Genomic DNA, 21,490 nt, shown 5'->3' with positions numbered 1-21,490 from the left:
AATTTGTGGGTTAAAATAGCTTGCTGCCCCAACCTAATTTGTTCCTTAACACATGAAAGTAGTTATGGCCTTTAGGGTGGATTAGGCGTAAACGCTCATGGCTACGTTTGATGATGATCTCATCACCTGGTAGCACTGGCAACATGACATGTCCGTCGCAGCTCACCTCTAAATTATCACCATTTTCTGGCGACACCACTAATTTGATGATGCTGCAGGCATCGACTACGATCGGGCGACTGGAAAGAGTGTGGGGGAACATAGGTACTAAAATGAGTGCTTCAAGGTTAGGGGTTAAAATGGCCCCACCTGCGGATAATGAATAAGCTGTTGAGCCTGTCGGTGTCGACACTATCATGCCGTCGGCTCGTTGAGAGTACATGAAGTTATTATCAATATAGACTTCAAACTCTATCATATGAGCGACTTTACCAGGGTGTAATACCGCTTCGTTGACTGCAGTATTACTGGATTTCATGTTGCCGTGACGGTGTACTTCAGTTTCAAGTAGAAAGCGAAACTCGGTCTCAAATTTACCTTCGAGGACATCGCCTAAAGCAGCTTCAAATGAGTCAGGAGGAAGATCGGTTAAAAAGCCAAGGTTGCCTCGGTTTACACCAATAACGCCTATATCGAAGCGGGCAAGCACTCTGGCAGCGCCTAACATGTTACCATCGCCCCCAACGACGATGGCCAGATCACATCTGTCGCCGAGCTCGAGTAGATCCACAGAGTTACACTTAGGTCCCATCTCTGCGGCGACTCGCTCCTCTACCAGTATCTCGAACCCCTGCATGGTTAACCAGTGGTGTAACCGTTTTAGAGTGAGATTGGTGCCATGGTGATTTGGCTTACCGATAAGACCGATAGTTTGAAACGCTTTAGGCATAAATTATCTTATTACTAGGGCTTGAAACCTTGAATGTGATCCCCATATTATCCTCAGAGCAGGAAGAAACAAAGTATTTTTAGCTGGAGTTAGAATGAGCAACGATTCAAGTAAAGCGAAACAGAACCAAGTAGATGAAGCCGTTGAAGGTGAAATCCTAACTGAAAGTGAGGTTGAAACCGGTAACGATGAAGCCAGTTTAATGGATGAACTCACTCAGGCGAATTTCCGCGTTGAAGAGTTAGAACAGGCACTTGCTGAAGCAAATGCAAAAATAGAGGAGCAGAAAGACTCTGTGACTCGTGCTGCAGCGTCAGAGGCTAATATCCGTCGTCGTGCGGCTCAAGATGTTGAAAAAGCACATAAGTTTGCATTAGAGAAGTTTGCTAATGAGCTGCTACCTGTGATTGATAACATGGAGCGTGCGCTTCAAGGTACCAATGCAGAGGCAGAAGAAACTAAAGCTATCTATGAAGGTGTAGAGCTAACACTGAAGAGCTTTGTGAGCACGGTTGATAAGTTTGGTCTTAAAGAGGTCAATCCTCATGGTGAGTCTTTTAATCCTGAGCACCACCAAGCTATCGGCATGCAACCAAGCCCAGAATTTCCTGCAAATACCGTTATGATGGTGATGCAGAAAGGCTATATCCTAAATGATCGCCTATTGCGTCCTGCAATGGTGATGGTTTCTCAAGGTGGCTCAGGGGTCGATACCCAAGCTTAAGATTGGGTGAGCAGTGATACCGATTGGTATCACTCAATAGAAAAAGGACTGCAACTGCAGTCCTTTTTATTTGCCGATATAGACTAGATGTTAAGCTAAATAGCTCTCTATCTGCTCCAAAATGCCTGCGGCGTCGAGTTTTAGCTCAGCAATAATCTCACCTGAGTCACCATGCTTAATAAACTCATCTGGAAGACCAAGCTGGAGTACAGGCATTGGCTGTTTAAGTTGTTGTAGCAGTTCAAGTACACCTGAGCCAGCACCGCCCATGATGGCATTTTCTTCAACAGTGACTAGCACGTCATGGGAGTTTGCTAACTCTTTAATTAGCTCGACATCCAGTGGCTTAACAAATCGCATATCTGCAACTGTTGCATCAAGGGACTCTCCTGCTGTTAATACACTGGCCAATAGCGTGCCAAAATTGAGAATAGCGACCTTTTGGCCTTGACGTTTAATCAAACCTTTACCGATAGGTAGGGCAGTCATCTCTTCTATTTGAGGAGCGCCAGTAGCACTGCCTCTTGGGTAGCGCACTGCGGTTGGGCCATCATTATAGCAGTAACCGGTATAGAGCATCTGACGGCACTCATTCTCATCAGAAGGTGCCATGATGACCATATTGGGTACTGTACGCATAAAGCTGAGATCAAAGGCGCCTTGGTGAGTTGGCCCATCGGCACCAACAATACCACCGCGATCGATAGCAAAGAGTACTGGTAGCTTTTGTAACGCGACATCGTGGATCAACTGATCATAGCCACGCTGCAGGAAGGTTGAGTAGATGGCGACAACCGGTTTTAACCCTTCACAGGCAAAACCTGCACCTAAAGTCACCGCGTGCTGCTCGGCAATGGCCGCATCAAAGTATTGCTTAGGAAAACGCTGAGAGAACTCAACCATGCCTGAACCTTCACGCATAGCTGGGGTGATCCCCAATACTTTTTTATCTTTTTCGGCTACATCACAAAGCCATTTACCAAATACTTGCGAGAAGGTTGGGTTACTTGGCTTTGACGCCGGTTTCTCAAAAGTGGATGGGTCAAACTTAGGCACAGCATGCCAGCCAATAGGATCTTTTTCCGCAGGCTCATAGCCACGACCTTTCTTGGTCATGATATGTAAAATTTGTGGACCTGACAGGTTACGCATATTGCGCATGGTCTCAACGAGGGCATCGACATCATGGCCGTCGATTGGACCTATGTAGTTAAAGCCTAGCTCTTCAAACATGGTACCGGGAACAACCATGCCCTTTAAGTGCTCTTCGGTACGCTTAGCCATCTCCTTGATGACAGGCATCCCTTTGAGTACCTTTTTGCTGCTTTCACGGATCGTGGTATAGAAACGTCCCGACATCAGCTGAGCTAAGTGGTTATTGAGTGCGCCGACATTTTCAGAGATAGACATCTCGTTATCGTTGAGCACGACCAACATATCGTTATGTAGATCGCCTGCATGGTTCATGGCTTCGAAGACCATGCCGCCAGTCATAGCACCATCACCGATAACAGATACGACTTTACGTCCAGCTTGCTCTTTTTCTGCAGCAACGGCCATGGCCAACGCTGCACTGATAGAGGTGCCTGAGTGACCCACGCTAAAAGTGTCGTACTCGCTCTCTTCACGCCATGGGAAGGGGTGTATTCCGCCTTTTTGACGTATGGTGTGCATGGCATCACGGCGTCCGGTTAAGATCTTATGTGGATAGGCTTGGTGGCCCACGTCCCAGATAAGGCGATCGAACGGCGTGTTATAGACGTAATGAAGTGCCACAGTGAGTTCCACTGTGCCGAGTCCAGAGGCAAAATGGCCGCTTGACTTGCCCACTGACTTCAATAGGAAACCTCTAAGCTCGTCTGCTAGTTGTGGTAGCACGGCTTGAGGGAGCTGTCTCAGCTCATCAGGGGTATTAGCCTGTGCAAGCACAGGGTATTGAGAAATATCCAAACTCATCGAGATAATTGGTCTCTTGATTATACTCTTCGCTCAATGATAAAACGGGCGAATTCGGCAATTAGCTGACTATTGTATGGTAATTTTGTCAGCGCTGATAGAGCATCTTGTATCAAACTCTCGGCGGTGGCTTTTGCACCGTCTAATCCAAGTAGTTTTGGGTAAGTACTCTTGTTGGAATCACAATCTGAGCCTTGAGGTTTTCCCAGCTCTTCGGTGCTGGAGATGATATCAATCACATCATCTTGTACCTGAAAAGCTAAGCCAACTGCATCGGCGAAAGTCATTAGTAGTGCCTGCTCATCTTTTGGCAGGTCAGCGGCGATCATTGGCAGTTCGACAGCACAGCGGATTAAGGCACCTGTTTTTAGTTTGTGTAGTTGGGTCAGGGTGGCTAAATCTATCTGCTTATCGGTTGCGTTGAGATCCATCGCTTGTCCACCACACATTCCAGAATAACCGGAGGCTTTGGCTAATGCGCGAACCATCGCCAGATTCTGTGTGGGTGTTAGGCCATCAATGGGTTGACTTAAAATATCGAATGCTAAGGCTTGTAGGGCGTCACCTGCCAAAATAGCCGTTGCTTCATCAAAGGCAACATGAACCGTTGGTTGCCCACGGCGCAGGGCGTCATCATCCATGGCGGGTAGATCGTCATGGATTAAAGAGTAGGCATGTATACACTCTATGGCCGCTGCAGCTGCATCTAATTTTTCCTGTGGAACATTGAGCATCTCACCTATGGCATAAACCAGAAAAGGGCGAATACGCTTCCCGCCAATCAGGGCACCATGTTTCATTGCTGCCAGTAGTTGAGAGTCTGTCACAGATTGAGCATCGATAACCTGTGTAAGCTGGTTATCAACGCGTTGTTGGTATTGGGTTGTGGCTTGAGCTAGCACTTATTCAGCCTCAGGAGAAAAAGGGGTTAGCGGGGCGCTTTCATCATCAGCCATTAAGATAGCGACTTTTTGTTGTGCTTGTTCTAACTTTCCTTGGCTGTTGCGGACAAGCTTTATGCCACGTTCAAACTGTTTTAATGCATCGTCTAAGGAAACGTCGCCTTGTTCAAGTTCTGAAACAATGCGCTCGAGTTCACAAAGGGATTCTTCAAAAGTGAGGTTTTCAGGTTTTTTTGCCACGGTAACGACTCCTTGAAATTAGCGTGACACACGGTATCGCAGCCAGCGACAACGGTCAAATTGTGCTGCGGTAAATTTGCCCGATAGCACGCTTTATTGTGGTTTTTTTATAAAAAATTGAATTTGTAGCTAAACTTGCGTGTAAGCTGTCCGATAATTGAGAGTAGCGATTAAAATCTTATTGTCTGCTTTACCTTGATAAAAATGAAGTGAACCGTTAGCCCTTGAGCGGTATTGAGACAAGTTTGATTAGGTTTTATCCGCTCAACGACGTTATTTGCATTTTTTGTCTCCTCAAGGGGGCGCTTATTGGGTTTATTTCTATCTTTGTTATAAAGTTAAGGTTATAACAGAGAACATATCTCGTTGGCATTGTGCGTATTTTTTTACAGTTTCGGATATTCAGCCGAAGACTAGTTTCATTTGAGGAGCAGTTGTGGATTTAGCAACCCTAATAGGACTCATAGGTGCATTCGGATTTATTCTCGGGGCGATGGCCAGTAGTGGTGGTATCGGGATTTTTATCGATGTCGCCTCTATTTTGATTGTACTGTGTGGCTCCTTTTTTGTTGTGATGATGAAATATAATCTGAAGCAGTTTTTTGGCTCGATAAAAATTGCAGCAAAAGCGTTTATCTTTAAGATTGATAAACCCGATGAGTTGATTGAACAGTCAGTCACTATGGCTGATGCTGCTCGTAAAGGCGGTTTTTTGGCCTTGGAGGAGGCGGAGATCACCAACAGCTTTATGCAAAAAGCAGTGGATATGTTGGTTGATGGACACGATGGTGATGTGGTTCGTGATGCGCTTGAGAAAGATATCGCATTAACTGAGCAGAGACATAAGTTAGGTATTAGTATCTTCTCGACTGTAGGTGATGTTGCCCCTGCAATGGGAATGATCGGTACTTTAGTGGGCTTGGTGGGGATGTTGTCGAACATGGATGATCCTAAATCCATTGGTCCTGCGATGGCTATTGCACTATTAACAACACTCTATGGGGCTATGGTCGCAAACATGGTAGCGATCCCAATTGCCGGTAAATTAGAGCTGAGAATGAATGAAGAGATGCTAAATCGAAATCTGATTATGGATGCGGTTTTAGCGATTCAAGATGGACAGAACCCCCGCGTGATTGAAGGCTTTTTGAAGAACTATATATCTGAAAAACAAAGGCAGATAGACACGACGGACGGGGAGTGATCCCATGGCTAAACAAAAGTGTGACTGTCCACCTCCCGGAGCGCCTCTCTGGTTAGCAACCTTTGCTGATCTTATGTCACTACTTATGTGTTTCTTCGTACTGTTACTGTCATTTTCTGAGATGGATGTGCTGAAGTTTAAGCAGATCGCCGGTTCGATGAAGTATGCTTTTGGTGTCCAGAATAAAGTAGAAGTTAAAGATATCCCCAAAGGGACATCGGTCATCGCCCTTGAGTTCAGGCCCGGTCGTCCTGAGCCAACTCCCATTGAGACCATTACTCAACAAACCAGTGAAATTACTGAACCTGTTATCGAATATCAGGCCGGTGAAGATGACAGTTCGGGTGGTAGTCAAAAGCAGCAAGGCCAGCAAAGAGGTGGTGAGTCCTCTGCTACTGCGCAGGAGCAGTCTGTTGCTCAATCATCATCGGATTCAGAGTCTGAAGCTAAGGCAAAAGAGGAGTCTGATGCTCAAGCTGCTGCTCAGGAAAATATTAATGAGCAGGTAAAGAAGATGGCTCAGGAGCTAAATACTGAGATTGTTGATGGTGCGATAGAGATTGAGTCTTTAGGTCAGCAGATCATTATTCGTATCCGTGAGAAGGGCGCCTTCTCGTCAGGTTCAGGTTTCCTACAACCAAGGTTTAAACCTGTGGTTCGTCGAGTGGGTGAGTTATTAAAAGATGTCCCAGGGATAGTGACAGTGTCGGGACACACCGATGATATGAATATCAGTAATGAGCTTTATAGCTCTAATTGGGACCTATCCAGTAAACGCGCCGTAGCGGTTGCTCATGAGCTGATTAAAGTGAAAGGCTTTGATCCACAAAGAATGAAGGTGGTTGGCATGGCAAACTCTGATCCGCTTGTGGCAAATGATACCAGTAGTCATCGTGCCCGTAATCGCAGGGTTGAGATTGCCATTGAGCAAGGTAAAGCCATGGAGTCTGATGAGATCACGGTAGAGCCATAGAGGTAGATACCCAAGCTACCATCTAATTTAATGGGGCGTTAAGAGGAGACTCTTAGCGCCTTTTTATTTCTTAGGCTTTCCCTTCGACTAAATAAGCAATCTTCAAATGATCTTGGTATAATGCGGCCAATATTATTTAATGGCTTGATCCCCCCGGAAGACCCCTGATGAAATTTATCGTAAAACTGTTCCCTGAAATCATGATGAAAAGCAAACCGGTAAGAATGCGATTTACCAAGATGCTTGAAACCAATATTCGTAATGTACTTAAGAAGGTCGATGAGACCGCTAAAGTGAAGCGTGAGTGGGACAAAATCATGGTGTTGGTGCCAGACGATAGACAAGACTTAGTGGAGGCTTTCGCTGAGCGTCTTGCTTGTATTCCTGGTATCGCTCATGTGCTTCAGGTAAGCGAGAGCACATTCGAATCGGTTGATGATATCTATCAACAAACTTTAGCGGTTTATAAAGATGAACTTGCGGGTAAAACCTTTTGTGTGCGGGTTAAGCGTGTCGGTAATCATGATTTTAGATCCATCGAAGTTGAGCGTTATGTCGGTGGTGGGCTAAATCAGTTTACTGAGGCGGCAGGTGTTAGATTAAAAAATCCTGATATGACGATTAATCTTGAGATAGATAAAGAGAGTCTATACCTAGTAAGTAAACGCATTGAGGGCTTAGGTGGTTACCCTATGGCGACTCAGGAAGATGTATTGTCGCTTATCTCTGGCGGATTTGATTCAGGTGTTTCCAGTTATCAGTTTATTAAACGTGGCTCTCGTACCCACTACTGCTTCTTCAACTTAGGTGGCGATCAGCATGAGATAGGTGTGAAGCAGGTGGCTTATCATCTATGGCAGAAATATGGTGAGTCCCATAAGGTCAAGTTTATCTCAATCCCCTTTGATCCTGTGGTAACAGAGATCCTTGAGAAGATAGATAATGGCCAGATGGGGGTTATTCTCAAGCGTATGATGATGCGAGCTGCGGCTAAAGTTGCCAGAAAGATGGGAATACAAGCGTTAGTAACTGGTGAGGCGATGGGGCAAGTATCAAGCCAAACCTTGACTAACCTAAGCATCATCGACCGATGCACAGATCAGCTTATTCTACGTCCACTCATCGCCATGGATAAGCAGGACATTATTAACTTAAGTCGTAAAATTGGTACAGAAGATCTCTCTAAGTCTATCCCCGAGTATTGCGGTGTGATCTCTCAGCGCCCAACGGTTAAGGCTGTACTCTCTAAGATTGAAGCTGAGGAGCTGAAGTTTTCTGAAGACCTTATTGACCGTGTTATTGAAGCTGCTGAGGTTATCGATATCAGAGAGATAGCTACTAGTATGGACACTAAGATCACCTCAACGGAAACCGTTGGCGATATTAACTCAGGTGAAGTGATCATCGACGTTCGTGCTCCAGAAGAGGAGGAGCAGTCACCGCTTGAGGTTGAGGGCGTTGAAGTGAAGGCGATCCCTTTCTTTAGATTAGCGACTAAGTTTGCCGATTTGGATAAGAGTAAAACTTATCTGCTTTACTGCGACAGAGGCGTGATGAGTAAGCTTCAGGCGCTATACCTTCAAGAACAAGGCTATGATAACGTTAAAGTTTACCGCCCTTAACTGTTTGTGCTGGGTGTGAGCTAACTTGTGTGAGCCGCAGTGATACTGATATCACTGCGGCTTTTTATTAAATAGAGTAATATCGTTAGATACAAAAAAGCCGCGAGCATCTGTTGCTTCGCGGCTTTTTTGTTAGTTTCAGTATGGCTAAGCGTGTTTATTCGGCGCGTAGTACTGTTACTTCAGCTTGTTCTGCTTTATCTTTAGTGTTTAGCATGGCGTTAAGGTCTTCAGTAAGATCTTGTTGCATCACTTCCATTCCCTCAGCTAGTTCTGCACTAATCGTTGCATGAAGGTCTGTGGTGTCAATTCTTGCTTCATCAGCTTGTACGCTTGTTGCTGTTGATAGGAAAGCAAGAACAAATACAGTTTTAAGGTTTAGCATATATGGTCGCCTCCGGGCGGATATTTTGGGTTGTCAGACACTCCCCATTTACGTCGTAGAGGCTGTCTAACTATAGTCATTTCGTTGGCGCAAAATTTAACCAAAATCGCTTCCCTTTTCAAACGATAAAATGTAACAATACGGATTAGAAAAACTAATTAAAATATGAGATCGGGATCACTATGTCTAGACGCTTACCTCCCCTGAATTCAGTAAAAGCTTTCGAAGCGGCAGCAAGGCACCTTAGCTTTACTCGTGCAGCCGAAGAGTTGTTCGTTACCCAAGCGGCTGTCAGTCATCAGATTAAGGCGCTAGAGGAGTATCTTGGGTTAAAACTTTTTCGCCGAAAGAACCGCTCTTTGCTTCTGACCGAGGAGGGACAGGGGTACTTTTTAGACATTAAAGATATCTTTGTTCAACTGGCTGAAGCGACGGACAGATTATTGGCTCGAAGTGCCATAGGCTCACTAACAGTAAGTACTTCACCTAGTTTTGCTATTCAATGGTTGGTGCCAAGATTAGCTAAATTTAGTGAAAAGAATCCAGACATTGATGTGCGTATTAAAGCGGTCGATGATGAAGATGGCTCCCTATCCGATGATGTCGATGTTGCCATCTATTACGGCCAAGGAAATTGGGCGGGATTAAGGGCTGATAAGTTAAAAAACGAGGTGTTGATTCCCGTTTGTTCACCTATGTTACTCAGTGGACCTAAGCCACTTGAGAAGCCAAGCGATCTAAAAAATCACACCCTATTGCATGATACTAGTCGACATAATTGGCAAGCTTGGTTTAGACAATGTGGGATTAATGATATTAATGTGAACCAAGGCCCAATATTCAGTCACTCCTCTTTAGTGTTGCAAGCAGCAGCTCATGGCCAAGGGGTTGCATTAGGTTTTAGTGTTCTTGCTACCCCAGATATTAAAGCTGGGCGTTTAGTATGTCCTTTCCCCGAGGTGTTGGTGAGTAAAAATGCTTACTACCTAGTGTGTCAGCAAAATCATTCAGATATAGGTAAAATTGCAGCGTTCAGAGAGTGGATGTTAGATATGTTTGAGGAGGAGTCGCGCAGTGAACTACTTCCTGGTTAAGGAGCCCTTAGAGGCTGAGTCTCTGCTAGAGAGTCACTGCGTTATCGATGGTGAGCTCAATGATACGCTTGTTATCTTCACACATGGGGCTGGAGCTAATCTCTCCTCTGACTTTATGCAGAGAATGGCAACAGGATTAAGCCAGTCGGGGATCGGGGTCATTCGTTTTAACTTTCCCTATATGCGCGCCAATGCACTCGATGGCAAACGGCGTCCACCTGACAGAGCCCCTAAACTGTTAAAAGACTTCAATTTACATATTGAAGCGATTAAAGCTCAATACTCCCCTAAACGTATTGTTCTAATGGGTAAGTCCATGGGAGGCCGTATGGCGGCGATTGTGGCGGAGCTGACTCCTGTCGATGGGGTGATCTGTTTAGGTTACCCTTTTGTTCCGTTAAAAGGCGGAGATCCAAGGCTTGAGCCAATCGAGTTGTGCAAGGCACCCTTGTGTGTGATCCAGGGGGAGCGGGATAAGTTTGGTGGCAAGGAGTTAGTATCAAGCTGGCCAGTGATGAAAAAGACCCAGTTACACTGGTTAACTGACGGAGATCATAGTTTTGTTCCCAGAAAGTCGTCAGGGGTTACCGAAGAGGATAACCTAACATCTGCTATCTCTTACTGTATTGATTTTATTCGGGGGCTGGATGCGTAAAGGTTTTCTGTTATTGGCAGCGTTAAGTGGCTTTATCTCTGTTGCATTGGGGGCATTTGGTGCCCATGGATTAAAAAATGTGGCATCGCCTGAGATGATCGCCATTTTTAATCTTGGGGTTGAGTATCAGTTCTATCATACGTTTGCACTTATCGCTGTGGCGTTTGCAGGTCATTGGCTAAGTTCTCGTTTGCTGGATTGGGCTGGATATCTCTTTATCGCGGGCATGCTACTTTTTTCAGGCTCCTTGTATCTTTATGCGCTACTTGGTACTAAGTGGACTGGACCTATTACCCCTATGGGCGGCGTGTGCTTCTTAGTCGGTTGGTTGTTGATCGCACTTGCTGTGTGGCGTAATCGAGTCGTTGAGCTTAACGATTAATCGTATTCATTATCTATAAAGTGTAGAATAGCGGCCATTGACAGATATCGATTAAATGGCCGTTATTTTTGGCACTCATTGCCGACCGGCTCGCTTCAGGAATTCCAATGATCAACCTATTTTTATATTGCCGCTCTGGTTATGAAAAAGAGTGTGCAGCTGAGATACAACATCGTGCAGCTGAACTCGAAATTGGTGGTTTTGTTAAAACCAACAAAAAAGACGGCTATGTGATTTTCCAGTGTTTTCAAGCCGGTGATGCAAATATCTTGGCACAAAAAATTAAATTGGATTCACTGATTTTTGCCAGACAGATGTTTGCCGCTAAAGAGCTGCTGAAAAATCTACCTGAACATGATCGGATCACACCGATTATGGAAGCGTTATCCGATGTCAGGAATGCGGGTGAGTTAAGGGTTGAAACACCCGATACCAATGAAGCTAAAGAGCGCACGGCTTTTTGTCGTAAATTTACGGTTCCTTTAAGACAGAAGCTAAAAAACGCTGGCAACTTACTTAAAAAAGAGAATAGCAGTCGACCTATTATACATGTCTGTTTTGTGGCATCGGGCACGGCTTACGTGGGCTTCTCTTTTAGTAACAATAGCTCTCCCTATCCGATGGGGATCCCTAGGCTAAAAATGGCCAGCGATGCACCGAGTCGTTCGACGCTTAAACTCGATGAAGCCTTTATCCACTTTATTCCCGAAGAGGAGCAGGAGCAGAGATTAAGCAGTGGCATGAATGCCGTCGACTTAGGTGCTTGTCCAGGTGGCTGGACGTATCAGTTAGTGCGTCGCGGTATGTTTGTGGCCGCTGTGGACAATGGACCTATGGATGAAGGTTTGATGGAGACTGGGCAGGTAAAACACTATCAAGCCGATGGTTTTCGTTTTGAGCCGCCACGTAAAAATATCTACTGGTTAGTGTGTGACATGATTGAGAAGCCATCTCGTGTGGCAGAGCTGATTGAAGCTTGGGCGATCAATGGCTGGTTTAAAGAGGCGATGTTTAACCTCAAGCTGCCGATGAAGAGTCGCTATCAAGATGTCTCGACGATATTAGAGACCATGGCGACTGTACTTGAGGAGAACGAGATTAAGAACTTCTCTATCAAGTGTAAGCACCTCTACCATGATCGTGATGAAGTGACTGTGTATTTGAGTCTTAACCCGACTCAATAGCAGGTATCGTCAAACAGATCATTTCAAGACAAGAGATAGATAATAAAAAGGCCCTATGTATCTACATAGGGCCTTTTTGTGTCTGGTGTCTTGTCCTGAAATGTGTTTACACATTTAGGACTTTATTATGACAACTCAAATCCCCACCCACGTTAAGCGAACACAACGAGATTATTCGTTAGGCTTTAAATTACAAGTTGTAGCAGCCGTTGAAAAAGGCGACATGACTTATAAGCAAGCTCAAAGCATTTATGGTATCCAAGGTCGTTCAACCGTACTTACTTGGCTCAGAAAGCACGGTAAGATGGATTGGACTCAACCAGTGAGAATAACCATGCCTAAGACCACCAAAGCTAAAGAAACGCCAGCTCAAAAAATAAAGCGCCTTGAAAAAGAGCTTGAGGATGAACATTTACGTAATCTATTACTCAATGAAGCCGTTGATATCATTGATGCTGAGTATGGCGCAGGCCTAAGAAAAAAGTACTTAGCCAGGGAGCGAGAAGTCTTCAAAAACAGAAAGTAACAAGCTTAAATCGTGCTTGCGAGCTTCTTGGCATAACAAGACAAGCTATCTACCAAAGAGAAACGAGAGAACTCTGCCGAGCTATAGAACTGGCCCCAGTAAAAGCAATGGTGCTTGATATCCGTCGCTTTATGCCACGTGTGGGTGGCAGGAAACTCTACTTTTTACTGAAACCCAAGTTCATCGAGAAAGGAATTAAACTTGGGCGAGATAACTTCTTTAGTTACTTGAAACGTGAAGGGTTATTGGTAAAACCTAAGCATAACTATACCAAGACAACCCACAGTAAACACTGGATGAAGAAACACCCGAATTTACTCAAAGAGTTTACGCCTTTATCGCCTGAAGAGGTCTTTGTGAGTGACATAACTTATGTTCAATCAGAGCAAGGTGTTCACTACTTGTCACTGGTGACGGATGCGTTTAGTCGTAAGATTATGGGTTATGAACTTAGTGATGAGATGAAAGCAACTGATGTAGTTAAAGCCTTAAAAATGACAGTGAATAATCGCCAATATCAAGGCCATGCAGTTCATCATTCAGACAGAGGGTTACAGTATTGTTCAGCAGTCTATCAGTCAGCATTACAGAAAAATGGTATCCGAGCATCAATGACGGATGGGTATGATTGCTATCAAAACGCATTAGCGGAGCGAGTAAATGGTATTTTGAAGCAAGAGTTTTTGTTATATCCGTGCAGCAATCTTGATGAGTTAAAGCGACTCGTTGAAGAGTCAGTTTTTATATACAATGAAATGAGGCCGCACTTGAGTTTAGGTATGAGAACACCAAATCAAGTGCATAAAAAAGACCAGCAGCAAGAGCAACTGGTCTAATTAAAACCGTCAACCTATTTCAGGATGGGACAGGCCATAAATGTTCCATATATTTAAAGGCATTTCCTCTATCCCTAGAGGTCAGAACATTTATGTTGATTTCCCATGTGCCTATGATGTTCCATTCATCATTTGGCATTCCCAACATCCATGTCGGTCAAGGAGAGAAATCGACTTTGTGTCTGGTATTACAAGCGATCGATCACTGCTTGTGTGAAATCAGTCGTGCCGTGAGTACCACCAAGGTCGCGAGTGGTGCGATCACCCTCGGAGATAACAGCTGTGACTGCTGAGCGTATATTCTCAGCCTTATCAGCCATACCTAAGTACTCTAGCATCTGAATTGACGCTAAGATAACCGATGTCGGGTTAGCTAAGTTTTTACCTGCGATATCAGGTGCGCTGCCGTGTACCGCTTCGAAAATAGCCGCATCTTTACCTATGTTTGCACCAGGTGCCATACCAAGGCCGCCTACGAGGCCTGCACAAAGATCGGAAAGGATATCACCAAACAGGTTAGTGGTTACCATCACATCAAAGTTTTCAGGATTCATGACAAGCTTCATGCAGGTCGCATCGACAATCATCTCTTCGGTGATGATGTCTGGGTAGCGTAAGCTGACTTCACGAGCGACTTTAAGGAATAGTCCAGAGGTCGACTTCATGATATTTGCTTTGTGTACGATAGTGACCTTTTTACGGTTCTCTTTACGGGCCAGTTCATAGGCAAATGTGGTGATCTGCTCAGCGCCTTGACGAGTAATGATGCTGGTCGCTTCTGCGGTAGCACCGTCGTCAGAGACAGTTTGACCTAGACCTGAGTACATGCCTTCAGTGTTCTCACGAACTGTGATGATATCTATTTTGTCGTAGCGAGCTTGGGTGCCCTTAAAAGATAAGACAGGGCGAACGTTAGCGTAAAGGCTGAACTGTTTACGTAGAGATACGTTAATAGAGGTAAAGCCTTCGCCAACCGGAGTTGTTAGTGGGCCTTTAAGAGTGATACGGTTTTTCTCAATCATATCGAGAGTACGCTGGGGTAATAACTCACCTTGCTTTTCAAGGGCGGCTAAACCAGCATCGGCAAACTCGTATTCAAAATCACAACCAGCTTTATCAAGGATTTTTAGTGCTGCATCGATAATGCTAGGTCCGATCCCATCACCAGGGATCACGGTTATAGTTCTTTTTGACATGAGAGTCCTTCAACGTTTCGTTGTACTGCTATTGTCTGGCCATGTCGAACGACACGGATATGACTTAGAATGAGTTTTTATTGTTCACCTCTTTATTTTAAACACTTTTAAACATTTTTCACAGAAAATAGTGAGCAGTCTCACGTTTTTTTATATAGTGTAACTTGCATTAAAGAGGGCTTATGACGATGATTGATCGCTAAAGGTTAAAAAAGTCTACTTTAGTCTAATAAAATTCGAATAGATAAAATAATCACTCAGCTAAATTCCATTAAAATAAGAAAAATGAGGAAGACCTTGAAGTCATTACCCATCGCATCTTTATTGCTTGCTTCGGCAAGTTTAGTCTCAGCTGGCTGTTATGCTGCTGCGTCATCTCCATCAAACCATAACCCAATGACAACTAACGATATCATGAAATTTGAATCGTTAAAGAAACCTGTTATTTCTGCAAATGGTGCGGTACTCGCTGTCGAGGTCGCACCAGATAGGGGAGACAGTCATGGTTTAGTTCAGATGTTGGCCTCACCTAAGAAGTTTACCCTTGATGGCGCCTCTAAGCCTCAAGTTAGCCGTGATGGCCGTTTTGCTGCCTTTGTTGTTAAAACTTCGTTACTTGAAAAGGCGACAGCGTCAGAGAAGGAGAGAAAAAAGCTCAAGTCAGGCATGGTGTTACTTGATACTGAAACCGGCAAGGAGACTCGCTTTGAACGTGTTAAGGAGTTTAAGTTTAATGAGTCAGGGACACATCTTGCTGTTTGGTTTGAGGCGAAAGAGAAAGATAAGAGCACTAAAGATAAATCTGAACCAGAGTCTGGTAAGAAAGAGAATAAAGCTAAGGTTGATAAATTTGATAAAGGGAGTGAATTCAGGCTAATAGCACTAGATAGTGGCGCAAGTCAGAATATCGCCAATGTCACTCGTTTCTATTTTGATAAACTTGGTAAGCACCTTGTTTTAGCGAGTAACAATATAGAAGCTAAGAAACATCAATTAGTATTAGTCTCATTATCAAATAATAAAAGAGAGGTTGTTCGCCAGTTCAACAATCAGCAGATTGGTGAAGTCTCCTTAAGTGAAGATGGCAAGTATATCGCCTTTACCCATGGGGATAGTGAGCAAGCACCTTTTGGTCGTGAGTATCGACTTTCGCTATTGGATATCGCCAGTGGCGAAGTGAAAGCGGCCCCCGTTTCGAAAGAGTGGAAGCTTAATCGTTACAGCGAGCTTAGATTCTCACAGGACAGTGAACGTCTCTTTTTTGGCCGCGTCCCTCAGGTGAGTCAACAGTTAGCATTGAGTAGAATTCTTAAGCAGGAAGATCTATTTAATGAAAAGATCATTACCGACCAGCGGAAGCTTAGAGTTTGGCACGGTGATGATGCCCGCATTAAGCCTAATGAAATTGAGCAGTACAAGAAAGAGATAAAGCGTACCTACCTTGCTGTTCTGCACCTGAAAGGGAATAACTTAGTGCAGCTTGCCGATACTCAGGTACCTGATGTATCACTACAGGAGCAGTCACGGTATGTGCTGGGGAGTTCGGATATTCCCTATCGTAAGATGATCACTTGGGCTGGCTTTTATCGTGACTTCTACCTTATTGACCTTAATACTGGTCATAAAACTTCTATTCTCATTCAGCAGCCAAGTAAACAGAAGCCCAAGCTATCTCCAAATGAGCGCTTTGCTGTTTATTATCAGCAGGGTGACGTTTACCTGTATCAAATTTCTCAGGCACGTCGTCATAATCTGACTAAAGGCTTAAAGGTGCCCTTTGCCGACGAAGATCATGATTACCCATCCAATGCGCCAGGTTATGGCTTTGGTCCTTGGTTGGAAAATGATGCAGGTCTACTTATTTACGATAAGTACGATATTTGGCAGATGAATACCGCATCCTTCGAAGGCTTTAAGTTGACAGGTGGTAAAGGCCGCAAGCAGGGGATCCAGTATCGCGTGACTGGCTTGGTTGATGATGAGAATACCCCCGATGTACTAAAGGCTAACCAAAGCCTCCTGTTGCATGGTTATAACGAAAAAAGTAAAGGTGACGGCTACTACAAGGCTAAGTTAGGCACTTCGGGTGTGACCACCTTGATGGAAGGGGATTATAAGCTAACAACATTAGCGCGCAGCCAAGATGCAGAGACAATTATCTTCTCGAAAGAGCGTTACGATCTCTTCCCTGATCTCTACAGTGCTGAGTATTTAGCACCGCAAAAGGCGAAGCGCCAAACGGATCTGGATGCTCAAAAACAGCAGTTTAACTGGAGTCAATCTGAGCTGGTACACTGGACAAATGGCGATGGAAAGCCTCTTGATGGCGTGCTTATTAAACCGACTAACTATGTCGAAGGGCAAAAGTACCCAGTGCTTGTGTACTTCTATCGCTTTATGAGTGACAGACTCAACGCCTTTCCTCAGATGAAGCTCAACCACAGACCAAACTTTGCTTGGTATGCAGATAATGGCTATGCCATTTTCCTACCGGATATCCGTTTTGAAGTGGGATACCCAGGCGAAAGTTCAGTTCAGGCGCTCACCTCTGGAGTACAGAAAATCATTGAGATGGGAGTTGGCGATCCTGATGCCATTGGTATTCAAGGTCACTCATGGGGAGGTTATCAAACGGCCTTTGCTGTAACCCAGACTCATATCTTTAAGGCTGCAGTGACTGGTGCGCCAGTATCAAATATGACCAGTGCTTATAGTGGCATAAGGCATGGTAGCGGCTTAGCTCGCCAGTTCCAGTATGAAACGGGGCAGAGTCGTATTGGTGAGAGCTTGTTTAAGTCACCGCAGAAGTATATCGAGAACTCTCCCATCTTTTATGTTGAGCGTATCAAGACACCTATGATGATCATGTTTGGTGATAAAGATGACGCGGTGCCGTGGGAGCAGGGCGTAGAGCTTTATCTTGCCATGCGCCGTGCGGGGAAAGATGTGGTATTTTTGCAATACGAGAATGAGCCACATCATCTGAAGAAATACCCCAATAAGCTTGATTACAGCATCCGTATGATGGAGTATTTTGACCACTACCTTAAGGGAAAACCCGCACCAAAGTGGTTGACTCAAGGTGAGGCATATACTGAATATAAGAAAGCGGATTAAACAGGCTGTTTCAGCTTAATTAGAGCCGAGAGAAAGTTTCTCTCGGCTTTTTTATTGCTACTAAATTTCAACTAAGTAAGTTGTTATTTAACACTTTTGTGCGTAGTCTGATTTTCGACTGACGACTTTTACTCGTTCTATTTAACCTGTATCAAGGAGAGTTTAATGGAGAAGGATGTTAATGGTGCCGGCGTAAAAATACCGCCACCAGCGATCTTTATTTTATTTATGCTGCTAGCCTATCTTAATGGCTTGTTTGTCCCTATAGCGATAACTTTTGCAGCGCCAATCACCTACCTTGGTTTAGGTATTTTGTTGGCAGGTTTATTCCTGCTGTTATACCTTGTATATCAATTTCGAAAAGCGAAGACAGCGGTAGAGCCTTGGCAGCCAACATCATCGTTAATTAAAACTGGTATCTATGCTTACTCTAGAAACCCTATCTACTTGGCTTTTTGTACTTTCCCTGTTGGTCTTGGATTATATCTGAGCGATCTATGGTTAATTTCTAGTGTATTGCCATCCTGTATTGGCGTTTACTATGTTGCTATCAGAGCGGAAGAGGCTTACCTCACACGCAAGTTTGGTGATGAATACCTGCGCTATCAGCAGCAGGTAAGACGTTGGATATGAAGCTCAATACCTAATTAACCTAGTTAAAAATAGGAGTTATGATGGAAAAAGTGGCATTGATAACAGGCGGCGGCCGTGGCATTGGCGCTGCGACAGCAAGGTACCTTGCTGATCACGGGTATTCGGTTGGCGTTAACTACAAACAGAACAGTGAAACTGCTGATGCTTTGGTGGCTCAACTGCAAGCTCAAGGTTGTCGAGCCCAAGCATTTCAGGCTGATGTGTCCGTCGAGTCAGAGGTAGTTGCTATGTTCCATGAGCTGGATCTGCACTTAGGCAAGATCACGGCTCTGGTTAACAATGCGGGCATTTTGCAGCCTCAGATGAAAGTTGTTGATATGTCAGCCGAGCGTATTAATAGGATGTTGACCAATAATGTCACTAGCTATTTTCTCTGCTGCCGTGAGGCTGTAAAACGTATGGCTCTGTCTAAAGGGGGCTATGGAGGCGCAATAGTCAATGTCTCCTCAGTTGCATCAAGAGTTGGTGGTGCAGGGGAGTATGTCGATTATGCCGCTTCTAAAGGTGCCGTCGATACTTTAACCATAGGTTTATCGTTAGAGGTTGCAGCCGATAGCATACGTGTTAATAGCGTTCGTCCTGGATTTATTCACACACAGATGCATGCCGATGGTGGTGAGCCTGATAGGGTGAAGCGTCTTGCGCCTAATATCCCTATGAAACGAGGAGGGGAGCCCGATGAGGTCGCAGCGGCTATCGCTTGGTTGCTCTCTGATGAAGCCTCCTATGTGACAGGCACCTTTGTCGATATTGCGGGTGGACGTTAGTGAAACAAGGTAAAGGCTCTACCGCTATATGTTAGTCGCACCTAAAATCACAACAAAGCGAACTGTATTAACTCTGTTACAGCACTATGATTATCAGCTACTTATTGATTATTACGAAAGAAACAGTTCTCACTTGTTACCATGGGAGCCTGAAAGGGATAACGATTACCTTGAAGCGTCCCATGTGAGTAAGAGACTCCAGGTGAGCAATGATCTTTTTTTCGCTGGTGGTGCCGTTAATTTCGTCGCTAGAGGGAATATAAAAGATGGTAAGGTATCTGCTGATCATAATGGGCAGATATTGGGAGTCTGTAACTTTGCAAATACCAATCAGTATAAAGATTTGATCGCTCAGCGAGAGTTTAGCGGTCCTGAGGCAAGGCAACGAGTGAAGAGCATAGTTATTCTACGGTCAAGCTCGTTAACACAGCATCAGCACCGCTAAAACTCGCCTGTAAGGAGTGTTTTTGGCTGCCTACTTCTGCGTTGAATGAACTCATAAGGGAACAACCATTCTGTCATCCATTCGCCTTGAATTAGTTTGCCAAAACACACTCTGAGTAGATCAACTTCTTATATTGATTGGTATACGTTCGGGGCCCTTTTCAAGCTTGTTATCTTGGTTACTCTGTTGATAAAGCCCTTGAAGGGCAAGGTGTGATGCGTGAGATACTTGAAGCTGGGATTAACTATATTTTTAAGGAGTTAAAGCTGCATCGGATCATGGCGAATTATATACCAGACAATACACGTAGTGGACACTTACTCTCTTCACTTGGTTTTGAGAAGGAGGGAGTCGCGAAAGCATACTTGAAGATTAACGGTCGGTGGCAAGATCACCTGCTAACCTCCAAGCTTAACCCTAATGATGCTTAGCTTTTTATTCGCTTAGTTGGTGAGACCACCTGTTAGGTACTGCTGATATGTGCCCTCTCCCCAAGCGATCAACTTTTGATCTTTAAACAGCAGTGGAGTGCACTCATCTTTGGTGGTTTCTCCGTCGGATTTCTTATGGTGGGTGCGATAGAAAAGTACCTGTATTGCGTTTTCATTGGTGACTTTTGCTTCGCTGAAATCAGCCTTGCCCAAAAGGGACTTAATTTGAGTGATAGATTGACCTAAGCTAATTTCGGTGAGCTTTGCATTGATATATTCCTGCCTATCTTCCCAGTCCATCTCATCTGGCGTTGGATCGTAAACAAGGACAACAACGGCAACGAAAGCTAAATAGGCCGCAAAAATTGAACCGACAATAACAGGGAGTTTAGATTTCATCTAGGTACTAGGTCCTTCAAGTAAAAGCAAAAGCTGAACATTTAATATAAATTAGCAGAGTAAAATAATATACCCTCCTAGCTTAAGTTGGTAAATGTTAAATGGGTAACACAATGTTTACAACTCTGTTTGCTGTATTGAGCCACTGCTTTACTGGGGAAGCCTGAATTGACTTAAATTTGCATTTAATGGGATCTCTGTTTGTAGTTGTACCAATTTATAGCTCAATCTAGCCATCTGCTTGCCCTCTTCCAGTTTTTTGGCTTGCTTGGCGCCAACCTGTTCTAAAGAGCCATAGAGGTTAGATAGAGAGCGAAATATTTTTAATAGCTCAGATGCTGACTTTGGCCCTATACCTGGTACTCCAGGAATTTTATTACCACTGTCACCGGCGAGTGCTAAGTAGTCGATAAATTGAGTTCGCTCGACGCCAAGTTTCTCCTCTCTCTGCTCTATGGTGATGTAAGCTTGATTAAAATGATCCCATCGCTCGATATTGGTATGAGTTAACTGGGTAAAGCCCTTATCTGTGGAGACGATAATCGCTTTTCCTTGATTATTTACTAGCTTAGTGGCTAGCGTTGCTATCACATCATCGGCTTCAGCTTCTGCATCAATTGAGTTTACATTAAGCTCACTTAGATGGGTTTTTAATGCAGGGAGGGATTTTGCCAATGCCTCAGGCATAGGTTTTCTCCCCTTTTTATAATCTTCATAGAGAGTCTTTCGCCATGAGGTGGCATCACCGTCCCATACGATAGCGACATGACTTGGCTGGTGGTATTTGAGCAGTTTTTTACAGGCAGAAGCGACACGGGCATCTAAACCATTAACATCATTTTCGTTGGGTTGTGCTGCGTGGATGCGTCGAACTAAATTCAAGCCATCTATGATTAAAAAAGTATTCAT

At 44.4% G+C, this 21,490-nt stretch carries 22 protein-coding genes; 14 read left to right on the top strand and 8 right to left on the bottom strand.

Annotated elements, in window-relative coordinates; genetic code table 11:
* Nucleotides 1-10 precede the first annotated feature (10 nt).
* Complete coding sequence (nadK, locus tag SWOO_RS17945) at nucleotides 11-889, bottom strand: NAD(+) kinase (protein ID WP_012326080.1); 879 nt, start codon at nucleotides 887-889, stop codon at nucleotides 11-13.
* A gap of 94 nt (nucleotides 890-983) precedes the next feature.
* Here nadK and grpE point away from each other — a divergent pair, with 94 nt between their 5' ends.
* Nucleotides 984-1,613, top strand: a complete 630-nt coding sequence (grpE, locus tag SWOO_RS17940) for a nucleotide exchange factor GrpE (protein ID WP_012326079.1) — start codon at nucleotides 984-986, stop codon at nucleotides 1,611-1,613.
* A gap of 90 nt (nucleotides 1,614-1,703) precedes the next feature.
* Here grpE and dxs read toward each other — a convergent pair whose 3' ends face one another.
* The 3 genes from dxs to xseB are packed head-to-tail and all read right to left on the bottom strand — an operon-like array spanning nucleotide 1,704 to nucleotide 4,711.
* The gene (dxs, locus tag SWOO_RS17935; protein ID WP_012326078.1) at nucleotides 1,704-3,569 is read right to left on the bottom strand and encodes a 1-deoxy-D-xylulose-5-phosphate synthase; all 1,866 of its coding nucleotides are present in this window, start codon (nucleotides 3,567-3,569) and stop codon (nucleotides 1,704-1,706) included.
* Between the two features lie 20 nt (nucleotides 3,570-3,589).
* Complete coding sequence (gene ispA / locus SWOO_RS17930) at nucleotides 3,590-4,471, bottom strand: (2E,6E)-farnesyl diphosphate synthase (RefSeq protein ID WP_012326077.1); 882 nt, start codon at nucleotides 4,469-4,471, stop codon at nucleotides 3,590-3,592.
* A complete protein-coding gene (gene xseB, locus SWOO_RS17925; RefSeq protein WP_012326076.1) occupies nucleotides 4,472-4,711 on the bottom strand; it encodes an exodeoxyribonuclease VII small subunit in 240 nt (79 codons plus the stop codon).
* Between the two features lie 436 nt (nucleotides 4,712-5,147).
* Here xseB and pomA point away from each other — a divergent pair, with 436 nt between their 5' ends.
* The 3 genes from pomA (at nucleotide 5,148) to thiI (ending at nucleotide 8,510) form a co-directional block, all read left to right on the top strand.
* Complete coding sequence (gene pomA / locus SWOO_RS17920) at nucleotides 5,148-5,915, top strand: flagellar motor protein PomA (RefSeq protein ID WP_012326075.1); 768 nt, start codon at nucleotides 5,148-5,150, stop codon at nucleotides 5,913-5,915.
* Nucleotides 5,916-5,919: 4 nt separating this feature from the next.
* Nucleotides 5,920-6,888, top strand: coding sequence for a flagellar motor protein MotB (locus SWOO_RS17915; RefSeq protein ID WP_012326074.1), 969 nt, complete (start codon nucleotides 5,920-5,922; stop codon nucleotides 6,886-6,888).
* A gap of 167 nt (nucleotides 6,889-7,055) precedes the next feature.
* A complete protein-coding gene (gene thiI, locus SWOO_RS17910) occupies nucleotides 7,056-8,510 on the top strand; it encodes a tRNA uracil 4-sulfurtransferase ThiI (RefSeq protein WP_012326073.1) in 1,455 nt (484 codons plus the stop codon).
* Between the two features lie 157 nt (nucleotides 8,511-8,667).
* Here the strand turns inward: thiI and SWOO_RS17905 are convergent, their stop codons facing one another.
* The gene (locus tag SWOO_RS17905) at nucleotides 8,668-8,895 is read right to left on the bottom strand and encodes a hypothetical protein (RefSeq protein ID WP_012326072.1); all 228 of its coding nucleotides are present in this window, start codon (nucleotides 8,893-8,895) and stop codon (nucleotides 8,668-8,670) included.
* 182 nt (nucleotides 8,896-9,077) lie between these two features.
* Here SWOO_RS17905 and SWOO_RS17900 point away from each other — a divergent pair, with 182 nt between their 5' ends.
* From SWOO_RS17900 to SWOO_RS17875, 5 genes are all read left to right on the top strand, one after another.
* Complete coding sequence (locus SWOO_RS17900; RefSeq protein ID WP_012326071.1) at nucleotides 9,078-9,989, top strand: transcriptional regulator GcvA; 912 nt, start codon at nucleotides 9,078-9,080, stop codon at nucleotides 9,987-9,989.
* On the top strand, nucleotides 9,970-10,644 hold the full coding sequence (locus SWOO_RS17895) for an alpha/beta fold hydrolase (RefSeq protein WP_012326070.1): 675 nt from the start codon (nucleotides 9,970-9,972) through the stop codon (nucleotides 10,642-10,644). The genes SWOO_RS17900 and SWOO_RS17895 overlap by 20 nt, the downstream gene beginning before the upstream one ends.
* Entirely contained in the window at nucleotides 10,637-11,026 is a 390-nt protein-coding gene (locus SWOO_RS17890; protein ID WP_012326069.1) for a DUF423 domain-containing protein, read from the top strand. The genes SWOO_RS17895 and SWOO_RS17890 overlap by 8 nt, the downstream gene beginning before the upstream one ends.
* A 107-nt stretch (nucleotides 11,027-11,133) precedes the next feature.
* Entirely contained in the window at nucleotides 11,134-12,210 is a 1,077-nt protein-coding gene (gene rlmM, locus SWOO_RS17885) for a 23S rRNA (cytidine(2498)-2'-O)-methyltransferase RlmM (protein ID WP_012326068.1), read from the top strand.
* A 127-nt stretch (nucleotides 12,211-12,337) separates the two neighbouring features.
* Nucleotides 12,338-13,572 (top strand): IS3-like element ISShwo1 family transposase gene (locus SWOO_RS17875; protein WP_195742808.1). Its coding sequence is split into 2 segments (ribosomal slippage): nucleotides 12,338-12,695 and nucleotides 12,695-13,572, totalling 1,236 coding nucleotides; the frame shifts between segments, so codons are not numbered across the junction.
* A gap of 188 nt (nucleotides 13,573-13,760) precedes the next feature.
* Here the strand turns inward: SWOO_RS17875 and SWOO_RS17870 are convergent.
* Nucleotides 13,761-14,768 carry an isocitrate dehydrogenase gene (locus SWOO_RS17870; protein ID WP_012326067.1) on the bottom strand — a complete coding sequence of 336 codons (1,008 nt, stop codon included), beginning with the start codon at nucleotides 14,766-14,768 and terminating at the stop codon, nucleotides 13,761-13,763.
* A gap of 297 nt (nucleotides 14,769-15,065) precedes the next feature.
* On the opposite strand from SWOO_RS17870, the gene SWOO_RS17865 reads away from it, so the two are divergent.
* From SWOO_RS17865 to SWOO_RS17845, 5 genes are all read left to right on the top strand, one after another.
* Nucleotides 15,066-17,885, top strand: coding sequence for an alpha/beta hydrolase family protein (locus tag SWOO_RS17865; protein ID WP_041417762.1), 2,820 nt, complete (start codon nucleotides 15,066-15,068; stop codon nucleotides 17,883-17,885).
* A 165-nt stretch (nucleotides 17,886-18,050) separates the two neighbouring features.
* A complete protein-coding gene (locus SWOO_RS17860; protein ID WP_012326065.1) occupies nucleotides 18,051-18,518 on the top strand; it encodes a methyltransferase family protein in 468 nt (155 codons plus the stop codon).
* Between the two features lie 41 nt (nucleotides 18,519-18,559).
* A complete protein-coding gene (locus SWOO_RS17855; protein ID WP_012326064.1) occupies nucleotides 18,560-19,306 on the top strand; it encodes an SDR family oxidoreductase in 747 nt (248 codons plus the stop codon).
* Between the two features lie 28 nt (nucleotides 19,307-19,334).
* A complete protein-coding gene (locus tag SWOO_RS26295; protein ID WP_049774373.1) occupies nucleotides 19,335-19,751 on the top strand; it encodes a GNAT family protein in 417 nt (138 codons plus the stop codon).
* Nucleotides 19,752-19,888: 137 nt separating this feature from the next.
* Nucleotides 19,889-20,182 carry a GNAT family N-acetyltransferase gene (locus tag SWOO_RS17845; protein WP_049774371.1) on the top strand — a complete coding sequence of 98 codons (294 nt, stop codon included), beginning with the start codon at nucleotides 19,889-19,891 and terminating at the stop codon, nucleotides 20,180-20,182.
* 12 nt (nucleotides 20,183-20,194) lie between these two features.
* On the opposite strand, the gene SWOO_RS17840 is transcribed toward SWOO_RS17845, so the two are convergent.
* Both SWOO_RS17840 and xni read right to left on the bottom strand, forming a co-directional pair.
* On the bottom strand, nucleotides 20,195-20,581 hold the full coding sequence (locus tag SWOO_RS17840; protein ID WP_012326063.1) for a DUF3192 domain-containing protein: 387 nt from the start codon (nucleotides 20,579-20,581) through the stop codon (nucleotides 20,195-20,197).
* A gap of 150 nt (nucleotides 20,582-20,731) precedes the next feature.
* Nucleotides 20,732-21,490 (bottom strand): flap endonuclease Xni, encoded by a 759-nt coding sequence (gene xni / locus SWOO_RS17835; protein WP_012326062.1) that lies wholly within the window; start codon nucleotides 21,488-21,490, stop codon nucleotides 20,732-20,734.

Source organism: Shewanella woodyi ATCC 51908 (assembly GCF_000019525.1).
GTDB lineage: Bacteria > Pseudomonadota > Gammaproteobacteria > Enterobacterales > Shewanellaceae > Shewanella > Shewanella woodyi.
Note: the sequence above shows the minus strand (reverse complement) of the source record. Positions and strands in the feature narration are given on the sequence as shown.

Excerpts from the sequence above, each read along its gene's own strand:
- SWOO_RS17840 (WP_012326063.1), bottom strand. The coding sequence starts at position 20,581 with ATGAAATCTAAACTCCCTGTTATTGTCGGTTCAATTTTTGCGGCCTAT.
- SWOO_RS17855 (WP_012326064.1), top strand. The coding sequence starts at position 18,560 with ATGGAAAAAGTGGCATTGATAACAGGCGGCGGCCGTGGCATTGGCGCT.
- grpE (WP_012326079.1), top strand. The coding sequence starts at position 984 with ATGAGCAACGATTCAAGTAAAGCGAAACAGAACCAAGTAGATGAAGCC.
- nadK (WP_012326080.1), bottom strand. The coding sequence starts at position 889 with ATGCCTAAAGCGTTTCAAACTATCGGTCTTATCGGTAAGCCAAATCAC.
- SWOO_RS17860 (WP_012326065.1), top strand. The coding sequence starts at position 18,051 with ATGGAGAAGGATGTTAATGGTGCCGGCGTAAAAATACCGCCACCAGCG.
- xni (WP_012326062.1), bottom strand. The coding sequence starts at position 21,490 with ATGAATACTTTTTTAATCATAGATGGCTTGAATTTAGTTCGACGCATC.
- SWOO_RS17900 (WP_012326071.1), top strand. The coding sequence starts at position 9,078 with ATGTCTAGACGCTTACCTCCCCTGAATTCAGTAAAAGCTTTCGAAGCG.
- SWOO_RS17915 (WP_012326074.1), top strand. The coding sequence starts at position 5,920 with ATGGCTAAACAAAAGTGTGACTGTCCACCTCCCGGAGCGCCTCTCTGG.
- rlmM (WP_012326068.1), top strand. The coding sequence starts at position 11,134 with ATGATCAACCTATTTTTATATTGCCGCTCTGGTTATGAAAAAGAGTGT.
- SWOO_RS17890 (WP_012326069.1), top strand. The coding sequence starts at position 10,637 with ATGCGTAAAGGTTTTCTGTTATTGGCAGCGTTAAGTGGCTTTATCTCT.
- SWOO_RS17870 (WP_012326067.1), bottom strand. The coding sequence starts at position 14,768 with ATGTCAAAAAGAACTATAACCGTGATCCCTGGTGATGGGATCGGACCT.
- dxs (WP_012326078.1), bottom strand. The coding sequence starts at position 3,569 with ATGAGTTTGGATATTTCTCAATACCCTGTGCTTGCACAGGCTAATACC.
- SWOO_RS26295 (WP_049774373.1), top strand. The coding sequence starts at position 19,335 with ATGTTAGTCGCACCTAAAATCACAACAAAGCGAACTGTATTAACTCTG.
- thiI (WP_012326073.1), top strand. The coding sequence starts at position 7,056 with ATGAAATTTATCGTAAAACTGTTCCCTGAAATCATGATGAAAAGCAAA.
- SWOO_RS17905 (WP_012326072.1), bottom strand. The coding sequence starts at position 8,895 with ATGCTAAACCTTAAAACTGTATTTGTTCTTGCTTTCCTATCAACAGCA.